Source organism: Geobacillus sp. DSP4a (assembly GCF_013096875.1).
GTDB lineage: Bacteria > Bacillota > Bacilli > Bacillales > Anoxybacillaceae > Geobacillus > Geobacillus thermophilus.
In genome coordinates, this window is sequence record NZ_SDLD01000035.1 from 25,728 (window position 1) to 35,859 (window position 10,132).

The following is a 10,132-nucleotide window of genomic DNA, read 5'->3' on the forward strand; positions in this document are numbered from 1 at the left end:
CTCCCTTTATAACCGCACGATCGCTCCCGTTTTCATCGATGTGCGGCAAGCATCAAGCGTCCGTGCTTGTTGGATCATGCGCTCCGGGGAATACAACAGCGGCGTTCCTTCGAGAATGGAGCGCGAAAAGTGCTCGATTTGCAGCGCGTATTGATCGCCTGACACCGTTTCCTCGCGCTCGCTGCCATCAGCCGTTACGATCGTAATCCGTCCCTCTCCATCATCCACATCCGGTCGATACGCCCGAGAAACAACAATGTTTCCTTTCGTGCCGATGATTTCGTACTCATTTTTGAAGAACATATCGAAGCTGCACGTGAACTGCGCAAGAACACCGTTTTCCATCCTCATCCAACCGTTCGTCGTCAAATCGACCGAATGGTGTGAATCAAAATGGGACTGAACAAATAGTTCAATAGGTTCGGCGCCAAGAATGTGTCTCGTCGAATGCACACAATAGCAACCGACATCGAACAGACTTCCCCCGCCAAGCTCATCGTTCATGCGGATATTCGTTTCCCGGTCTTGCAAGTAAAAGGAGAAATGGGAGCGCATGTACTTGATGTCACCGATCGCCCCATCGGCTAAAAGCTGCTTCACCCGTTCATGCTGCGGATGAAACTGGTACATGAACGCTTCCATGAATAAAACACCGTTTTCCTCGCACGCCTCAATCATGCGCCGGACATCTTCTGCGCATAAAGCGGCAGGTTTTTCACAAAGCACGTGCTTTTTCTTCTTCGCCGCTTTGATTGTCCATTCAGCGTGCAGGCTGTTTGGAAGTGGAATGTACACTGCGTCGACGTCCGGGTCATCAAGCAGCTGACCATAGCTGTCATACGCCTTCGGAATGCCGAGCTCCTTCGCCGCTTGCTTAGCTTTCCCACTTTCACTGGCGATGGCCACGACTTCCGCATGACTCGTTCGGCGAATCGCCGGAATCATCACCTCTTTGGCAATAGCAGCGGTGCTGATGATGCCAAAACGGACAGTGGGTTTCACTTTTCGTTCTCTCCTTCCTGTTTCCAAAGAGATAGGCTAGCATTAGAATGAGCTAGCCTCTTCCCGCTTTTTTACATCTTGAACTCAACTCGCCTTACTTTTGCTTGAGATATCCGCCCAAACGGCAACAATTAAAATTAATCCTTTCACAATGTATTGCCAAAAGGTCTCAATGTTCATCATGCTCATACCGTTATCGATACTAGCCATAATAAGGGCGCCGATAATCGCCCCAACAATATTTCCCCTTCCCCCCATTAAACTCGTGCCACCAATAACACAAGCAGCAATAGCATCCAATTCATACATCTCCCCAGCGCTGACTGTCGCTGCATTGAGTCGGCTTGTCAAAATGATACCCGCCACCGCCGAAAGCACTCCCATTAAGATGAAGACAGCTAATACAACACGCTTGATGTTGATCCCAGATAGAGCGGCCGCCTCAATATTTCCACCAATCGCATAAATATATCGTCCAAACGGGGTTTTAACGGCAATAAACACAAAGACAAGCGCCAATAAAACAACGATCAACATAGGAATAGGAACACCGTAATAACGATTTAACATATACACCAATACTAAAATGCATAGCGAGTAGACTGCTGTTTTGCCATAATCATTTATTTTAGAATTGAGCGTTAAGCCTAACTGTTTTCGTTTCTTTCTGTTTCGTGCTAAAGAAAGAAACAATAAAATGATGCTGACAGCAGCTAAAATGTAGCCGATTACGTAAGGGAGATAACTGTTTCCTATCGCTTCGAAACTATTGTCTAACGGCGCTACAGTCTCGCCATTGCTAATTCCAATCAAAATTCCTCGAAAAACTAACATCCCACCTAAAGTTACAATGAAAGCAGGAACACCTCGATAAGCAACCCACCATCCTTGCCAAAGTCCAATTAATACGCCAGCAACAATAGCCACAACAATAACAGAGACTGTTCCCCAGCCATACCATACTTGCAAAATCGCAGCGATTCCCCCGGTCAATCCGACAACAGATCCAACTGATAAGTCAATATGGCCTGCTATAATGACTAGTGTCATGCCGATCGCCAAAATCGAAATGACAGACATCTGCATAAATAAGTTCGATAAATTTCGTGACGATACGAACTCTCCGTCAGTTAAAACACTGAAAATAACAGCGATAAAGACTAAGGCTATAATTAGCGTATAAGAACGAAAATCAAATTTCCATCGTATCTTCCCTTTTGTTTGACTCTCTAAGGTCGCTATAGAAATCGGGCTTTTCATCCTCATTTTCCTCCCGTTGCACAAGTCATAATTTTCTCTTGGGTGGCCTCATGACGCTGAAACTCCCCGGTTATTCTTCCCTCGGACATGACTAAAATGCGATCCGACATTCCCATGACTTCTGGCAACTCAGATGAAATTAAAACAATTCCCACTCCCTGACTAGCTAACTCGTTAATAATTTTGTAAATTTCGTACTTTGCCCCGACATCGATTCCGCGAGTCGGTTCATCCAAAATCAATATTTTCGGGCTATTTAAAAGCCATTTGCTTAAAACGACTTTTTGCTGGTTTCCACCGCTTAGTTGGGATACTTTCGCTTCTAAAGTAGGAGCTTTTAATTTCATTCTTTTCGTTATTTCTTCTGCCTGCTTCACTTCTAACGCATGATCAATAACGTTCCATTTTGTGACTTTTTTCAAAGCGACAAGAGTGGAATTCTTAATAATATCCATCTCTAAAACGAGACCATACTTTTTTCGGTCTTCAGATACATACGCCATTCCGTACTGAATCGCCTCTGCAGGACGGCGAATATCAACTTGTTTCCCATCAATCCAAACTGTTCCTCTTTTCTTGCCATGATAGGCACCGAATAGGCTAGTAAACAATTCGGTTCTCCCTGAACCCATCAATCCTGAGATTCCGAGAATTTCCCCTGCTTTTAATGAAAATGAAACATCGTGAATTACTTCCCTTCCCGTTTGTTCATCAATGACAGAATAGTGGTCAACTTTGAGAATTTCGTAACTATTCACTCCGATAGTAGTATGTAAAGAAGCGCAACACAAATAGGGCATCCCCGTAATAGAAAATGCCCTAAGTGGTAGAAAGAACACGATCGAGCGTTTCGCCTGTCAACAGAAGACATAACGAGTCCCACACGTTTTTTTCGTGTTTCGTCAGTGTGGAAACGATGCTTCTTGTGATGCAAAACGACTGGGCGAATGTTTCTTCGCGGAACGTACCCGAAATGTTCTCTTTGACTTTGACCATACGAAGATCGCGTTCGGCTTGGTTGTTGTCAAAGGGAACGTGAGCTTCGCGTAAGAAACGTAGCGCTTCTTCCTTTCGTTTCTGAAGCCGTCGAACAAAAGCGAGTGCTTTTTTCGGAAGAGGCGTCATCGTTTCTAATCGGTGCTGTGCTTTCGCTAGGATGCGATCATACACTCGTTCCCACCGTTTCGCTTCTTTTTCGGAAAGTGCACCGTGATGAGCTTCGACGGCCTGTTTGGCGGCTAACAGAAACGTGGTCATGCGCGATGCCCATGTATGCCCTTGTTCGATGAAACCCTTCAATTCACGCAAATGATGGGCGTGACAAAGGGCATGGGTGGCTTGCGTGTATTTTGGATACGTACCGAACCCATCGTGCATCATCGTTCCTTGATATCGGGGAAGAATCCCGATATCATCGGTCGCTTTTTTTCCACGAGAAGCGTGAGGAGCCAAGTACGTATATCTCGATGTACACGCGACATGCACCCATGCGAGTTTCCCATTGATGCGCAAACTCGTTTCATCGACATGCAGGATGTTGGATTCAAGTAAGGCGTCTTCGATGATGTCCATATTTGATTCCAGCGCTTCGCGTCCTCGTTTCACCATATTGGCAAGGGTTCCTGTACTAATCGAGTGTTGATATAACGCTTCGATTGTATCACTTAAACGCTTGTACGGGATCAATTGGATATGATGTAAATAAACAACGAGCGCCGTGAGCCGTGGACCGTATTGCACATGATTCGTGACGTGGGATGGGAATTCGGCTTGTTGAACACATCGACAATGTGGACACGATTTCACTTCACGTTCATGTTGTGTCACCTCGATCGTCACAGGAGGAAGATCAAACACTTGACGGATATCGACTTTGAACGGTTTGACTTCACGCAAAGAAGCCCCACATCCTTGACACGTATGCACACGGTGGACGACACGATGATGTGGATGTTCCACTTGACGGAGCGTCGTTCCTTGATGTCCTTCTTGTCCGCCTGGCTTGTTGCCAGATGGTTGACGAGAAGAACGTGTGTTGGCAAAACGGTCAGAAGATGGGGGCAAATGGCTATTGGAGCTGTTTTTTTTCGTGCGTGCTTCCAGCTCTTGAACACGGCACTTCAGTTGTTCATTTTCTTTGCGTAGTTGTTTGTTTTCGTGACGCAAATGTTCATTTTCTTGAATGAGTTGATGAATGAGCTGTTTTTGTTGTTGAACTTTGCTGATTAAGCTCTCAACTGTAAATACAGCTTGTTGTACCGTCAACATGCGATTCACCTCCTTGTCTATCAGTATTCACATCATAGACAAGGAAAGAAGAAAATATTCAGCTCACTTTATGATGTGGCTGAATAGTTACAGAATTTCTTTCCCAACATTCCTTGGTTCATACGGATATAATTCATTTAATTCCCTTCCAACCATTTTTGCAATAATCTGCTCTTCTGTCAGCAGTTCGATACGATCGGTGCTGATTGTTTGGCCATCACGCAAAACGGTTACCGTATCTGCCAATTCCATAACTTCATTCAGTCTATGGGAGATATAAATGCAAGTTACTCCTTGAGAACGAAGATCGCACAAAATATTTTTTAAGGTGGCAACATCACTATCGGTTAATGCTGCTGTCGGTTCGTCTAAAATAATAATTTTAGCATTTTTTGAGAGTGCTTTAGCAATTTCAATTAACTGCTGTTTGCCCACCGTTAAATTGCGAACCTTTGTCTCTGGGTCAATATCCAACCCAATTTTCTGCAACCATTTCTGTGCCTCAGAATATAAACGATGCCAATCAATATATTTACCTCTCATTAGTTCATGACCAAGAAATAAGTTCTCCGCAACCGTCATTTCCTCGACTACAGCTAGTTCTTGATAAATAATCGCAATTCCTGCTTCTTGAGACTCTTTAATATTTCTAAATCGGACTTCTTTTCCCTCGATGTAGATCTTTCCATCATATGATCCATATGGATAAACCCCACTTAAGACTTTCATCAAGGTAGACTTCCCTGCACCATTTTCACCACAAAGGGCATGAATTTCTCCCTTACGGACAGAAAAAGTCACGTTATCCAACGCCCGAACCCCTGGAAACTCTTTTGTAATTCCCTTCATTTCCAAAACATATGATTGCATATATCCCACCTACTAACAAAGATAGTTAGATTAATAAACTAAGTTTAGAAGCTACGGGCAGCATCCATCTCGTTACGACAAGGATGGCTGCCCGTATATCAATCATAACGAATTACGGACGCGGCGGGCGTTTGTCTTCAGGAACATTTTTGTAAACTTCGTCATACGAATGGAATCCATCTTTAATAACAGTGTCAATCACATTATCTTTATCTACCATAATCGGATCCAGTTTAATAAACGGCACGTCTACCTTCCCATTATTCACTGTTTCGTCCGCTTGAATTTTTTCACCCTTCGCCAGCTGTACTGCAACTTCAGCAGACTTTGTTGCGATGCTTTTAATCGGTTTGTACACGGTCATTGATTGAGTTCCTTCCACAATTCGCTGAACGGCAGCCAAGTCGGCGTCCTGGCCAGAAATCGCTACTTTTCCGTCAAGACCTTGAGCCTTCAGCGCTTGAATCGCCCCGCCTGCAGTACTGTCGTTCGATGCTACAATGGCATCAATTTGGTTTTTATTGGCTGTCAATGCATTTTCAATAATTCTCATCGCTTCAGAAGCTTGCCAGTCTTTTGCCCATTGATCCCCGACAACCTTAATATCGCCTTTATCAATCAATGGCTGTAAAACATTCATTTGTCCTTCTCTAAACATCTTCGCGTTATTATCGGTCGGTGAGCCGCCCAATAGGAAGTAGTTTCCTTTAGGTACTTTTTTCACCAAATACTCCGCTTGCATTTCGCCGACACGTACGTTGTCAAAAGACACGTAGGCATCTACGTCCGCATTCATAATGAGCCGGTCATAAGCAAGTACTTTTACTCCTTCCTTTTTAGCCTGTTGAACGACTGGAGATAAGGATTCAGTATTAACGGCTACAATGACTAAAACATCAATCCCTTGGGAAAGCATATTTTGAATTTGTGACAGTTGCTTCTCGCTATCCCCGTTTGCGGACTGAACTAAAACATCGGCCCCTAACTTCTTAGCCTCTTCAACAAAAATGTCACGGTCATGCTGCCATCTTTCAAGTGTCAGATCGGATACAGAAAAACCAATTTTAATTTTTTTGTCTTGACTTGCCTGACCTCCACTATTGTTTCCGCTTTCATTTTTGGCAACGTCCTGCCCGCAGGCTGACAACAATAGGATGAGGAAGAGGAATAAGACAGGACTTAAGAACCTTGAAGCTTTCTTCATAATATCCCCCTAATAGGTCGTAATTTTTAAAAACTTTCAAGTAAATTATAAAGCAGTTTTGTTTGTTTGTAAATAATACAAACAAAGTTTGGGTCTTCACCATTTTCTGTGATTTCTACTCAATCCTAGAGACATGTTAGCTGGATGAAATAGATTCATCAGTCAGGATCCTTCTTCCGCATACAGACCACGAAGTTGGTAGAATGGAAACAGTCAAGTGCTTTCCTTGACGGGTTCCATTCTACCAACTATCATACCGATAGCGGAAGAAGGGAGTGCTTAGGCAGCCTGACTACCTGTAGTGTTCCCTGTACACTCCAGAAATACACGCAAACGAAACCGTTCTAAATTTCGATAGCCATATGCCCGGCGTTTGATGTTTTTGATCTTGTGGTTCGTCCCCTCGATTCGGGCATTCGTATATGGGCACAAAAAGTAGGAAAGAATCGGCTCCTTCCACCTTTCAAACGTGTTGGCTGCTTGCTGAAAAGAAGCAAAAGGGCTCTGTTTAGCTAACTGAATCCATTCTTCCAAGCGTTCCTTTGCTTCGTTATATCCATCGGTTCGGTAAAAATCCCGAAACAACTCTTTCAGATAATAAGCAATGGAGAGTACCGGATACTCCTCCAAGATATCGTCTAATCGACGCCGTTGGTCCTTACGAAGCTTTTCACAGCCTTTTAAGAGAAGATATCGAGCCTTTTTCAATGGAGAAAATTCCTTTCTTGCTTGATCCAAGGCTTGGGTCACTTTTTGAACCACATGGTACTTATCGATGACAATCGAAGCAGATGGAAACAGGGCGCGAACCGCCTTATGATAAGGTTCCCACATGTCAAGAATCACCGTTTGGACCATTTCTTTCGACAGGATATTTTGGCTCAACAAGTTGATGGCGGAGTCACATTGGCGATCGGCATGCATTCCCATGACCGATCCAGCTTTGGCATCCATCAATACGGTTTCATACTGATGTCCCTTTTTTACCGCGATTTCATCTAAGCTAAGCACCATCCCTTCCTGACAAGATGCCTCCATTGTGTTTTGACGCTCTTTTGCTTTTTTTGATGCGATGGAGTAGTAGATGCGTTCCAATGTCGTATAGGGGATGCGCTGCTTTCGACTAACCTCTTGAATGGTGGAGCCTTCACAAAGTTCATACAAGTGCTCACAAAATCGACTAGTGTAATGTTGATTGGGTTCAATCGATTCCAAAGAGGCGGAAAACACTTGGGAACAATTCCGGCACCGATAGCGCTTTACCTTGACGAACAAGTACACCGGCTGATGGAAAATCGCCAAATCCCGTACTTTTCTTGTCCGTTTGTCGTGGACAGAGGAAGTGGCAAATCCACAATGAGGGCAGCGCTCCTGGGTCTCTGTTTTCTCTACATGAATCGCATAACCATAGGAATGAAGTTCTTGTTTAATCACTTTCAATTCTGGCAATCCTAGTGGTATCGAAAGCACTTACGAGACCTCCTTAATGTTGATTTCACCGCTAACATTATGGCCAGGATCTCGTCAGTGCTTTCTCTTTTTTGTCACTAAATCACAAAATTTGGTGATGAACCCAAAGTTTTTTGAGTAATTCTTCATAAAGTTTTGATCTTCATATCCGGAGACAAGGAGAGAAAAGAGAAAAGTTCTTGCCTTCTGCTACAAAAAACACTGGCTAGGCTCTCTCAGCTGTTTTTTGCAAGCAAAAAATGCAGAGAATTGCAGTAAAAAATACATAGGCTTGCAGCTCGATTTTTCCAATGAATTGCTAATTGGATGATATCTTCTTCACAGAAGAAAGCGCGTGTCTTAGACAATAGCTTTCTCCTGTAAAGGTAATGATATGGGCGTGATGGACCAGACGGTCCACTAACGCAGCGGTGAGGCGGTTATCCCCAAATACCCGGTTCCACTGTCCAAACTCTAAATTCGAGGTCACGATGACACTTTTTCGTTCGTAACAGTCCGCGATGATGTGAAAAAGCAGTTCTGACTCTTGTTTTTGAAACGGCACATATCCCAGTTCATCGAGAATCAATAGTTCGCACGCCTCGATTTGCCGTTTCAGACGGGGCAGTGTCCCGTTTTTTAAGGCCTCTTCCAGTTGGGCAACGAGATCAGCCACTCGGAAAAACCGCACCTCATGGCCTTTCTCGCATGCCTTCAATCCTAAAGCCGTGGCTAAATGGGTTTTCCCGGTTCCGGGCGATCCCAAAAGCAATACGTTCTGTCTCCGCTCCAAAAACACAAGGTCGCAAAGCTCCTCTTTGGTCGTTGTGGAGGGCCAATGAATGTGATCGGACCACTCATAGTCTTTCAGCCACTTTAACTCCCGGAATTTAGCCTTCTTGATCAGCTTCGACCGTTTCGCTTCTTGACGCGATGAGATTTCCAAAGCCAGTACATCCCGTAAAAATTGCTCTTTTGTTTCGTATGGCACCTCCTCAAAACGATCGGCAATATACGCCAAATGCAACGCTTTACAAATCTCTTTGATGTCCCGAGTCATCCCGGTTTGCCCCTCCTTCCCATGACGGGCACAGCCGTTGGTCATAAAGGTGTAAATCCGTCTCATAATCGACAAACACCGAAGGGGTGTAAGTTTCTTTCCACTTTTCCGGATAAGCTTGTTGTTTCGCCTCTAACAACACCTTTAACTCATGAGGGGCCAAGTCGAATCGTTGCTCTTTGTTCAACCATTCATCCAGTTCTTTCAATGTATGGCTTTTTAAGAGTTCCCGAACTCCCCGAACGCGCTGTTTGACCTCTTCCTTACGGAAGGTCAAATATGTTTGCACCTTCTCTGGCAAGTACTTAAAAAATCGCGAATAACTCACGGATCGAGGCTTCTTCTCCCAATCGTTGAAAATCTCTTCCCAAGGGATTTCTTGTTTCTGGTTCATATACGGCCGAGGAGCTTCAAAAACGACTTCTCCTTGATTGGATAGGCAGATAAAGCGATCCCACCCTTTTTGCACCACGAGAGACTGATTCACCCGAGCTTGATGGATCACCCACTTTTCCCCATCCACTGTAATCTCCCCGTATTTGTTTACTTTCACCGTATCCAAAGAGAAGATCGGAAGATCGTCCAAAGGCAATGCTTTCAGCTCTTTTTGATCTTCTTTCCACAACTCTTCAATTGGCACTCCTTTTTCATAGTGAAGGCGAGAACGATCTTCGATCATTTTGACCCGTAGCCATTCGGTCAGCTGTTCATCGCTTTCCACCACAGGGGCGGGAACGAAACAACGATGGCGTACGTAGTATACTTTCCTCTCCACATTCCCTTTTTCATGCCCGCTGGCGGGATTGCACGGCTGTACTTCAAACCCGTAGTGGGCTTGGAAACGCAGAAACGCTTCGGTGTAAATTATCACTTTATTTCGGAACAAAAGAGCCATTTTTTTGCACATTCCTTCAGAAAGCCCTCTCCCCTTTTCTGAAAGAATGTGCTAAATTTTTTGTGAATTATTTCGGAAGAGAAAATCCATCGGTTCATAGGAGGGGGAGGAGGACGTGATTCAA

Annotated in this window: 8 protein-coding genes and 1 pseudogene; all 9 read right to left on the minus strand. The window is 44.3% G+C overall.

The annotated features are described in order from the left end of the window. Nucleotides 1-6 precede the first annotated feature (6 nt). Entirely contained in the window at nt 7-1,002 is a 996-nt protein-coding gene (locus ETC02_RS12460; protein ID WP_050367325.1) for a Gfo/Idh/MocA family protein, read from the minus strand. 84 nt (nt 1,003-1,086) lie between these two features. Next, complete coding sequence (locus tag ETC02_RS12465) at nt 1,087-2,262, minus strand: sugar ABC transporter permease (RefSeq protein WP_042380752.1); 1,176 nt, start codon at nt 2,260-2,262, stop codon at nt 1,087-1,089. A gap of 2 nt (nt 2,263-2,264) precedes the next feature. Continuing rightward, the gene (locus tag ETC02_RS12470) at nt 2,265-3,053 is read right to left on the minus strand and encodes an ATP-binding cassette domain-containing protein (protein ID WP_483299731.1); all 789 of its coding nucleotides are present in this window, start codon (nt 3,051-3,053) and stop codon (nt 2,265-2,267) included. 28 nt (nt 3,054-3,081) lie between these two features. Then, nucleotides 3,082-4,530, minus strand: a complete 1,449-nt coding sequence (gene tnpC, locus ETC02_RS12475) for an IS66 family transposase (protein ID WP_171698302.1) — start codon at nt 4,528-4,530, stop codon at nt 3,082-3,084. Between the two features lie 90 nt (nt 4,531-4,620). After that, nucleotides 4,621-5,400 (minus strand): annotated as a pseudogene (locus tag ETC02_RS12480) (ATP-binding cassette domain-containing protein); the annotation flags it as partial. A 112-nt stretch (nt 5,401-5,512) separates the two neighbouring features. Then, on the minus strand, nt 5,513-6,604 hold the full coding sequence (xylF, locus tag ETC02_RS12485; protein ID WP_050367327.1) for a D-xylose ABC transporter substrate-binding protein: 1,092 nt from the start codon (nt 6,602-6,604) through the stop codon (nt 5,513-5,515). Between the two features lie 279 nt (nt 6,605-6,883). Continuing rightward, nucleotides 6,884-8,074 (minus strand): ISL3 family transposase, encoded by a 1,191-nt coding sequence (locus tag ETC02_RS12490; RefSeq protein WP_050367328.1) that lies wholly within the window; start codon nt 8,072-8,074, stop codon nt 6,884-6,886. Between the two features lie 298 nt (nt 8,075-8,372). After that, on the minus strand, nt 8,373-9,113 hold the full coding sequence (istB, locus tag ETC02_RS12495) for an IS21-like element helper ATPase IstB (RefSeq protein WP_050367329.1): 741 nt from the start codon (nt 9,111-9,113) through the stop codon (nt 8,373-8,375). Further along, entirely contained in the window at nt 9,085-10,020 is a 936-nt protein-coding gene (locus tag ETC02_RS12500; RefSeq protein ID WP_371810205.1) for an integrase, read from the minus strand. The genes istB and ETC02_RS12500 overlap by 29 nt, the downstream gene beginning before the upstream one ends. Nucleotides 10,021-10,132: the final 112 nt, after the last annotated feature.

Coding starts and splice junctions, on each gene's coding strand:
- xylF (WP_050367327.1), bottom strand. CDS start 6,604: ATGAAGAAAGCTTCAAGGTTCTTAAGTCCTGTCTTATTCCTCTTCCTC.
- ETC02_RS12500 (WP_371810205.1), bottom strand. CDS start 10,020: ATGTGCAAAAAAATGGCTCTTTTGTTCCGAAATAAAGTGATAATTTAC.
- tnpC (WP_171698302.1), bottom strand. CDS start 4,530: ATGTTGACGGTACAACAAGCTGTATTTACAGTTGAGAGCTTAATCAGC.
- ETC02_RS12465 (WP_042380752.1), bottom strand. CDS start 2,262: ATGAAAAGCCCGATTTCTATAGCGACCTTAGAGAGTCAAACAAAAGGG.
- istB (WP_050367329.1), bottom strand. CDS start 9,113: ATGACTCGGGACATCAAAGAGATTTGTAAAGCGTTGCATTTGGCGTAT.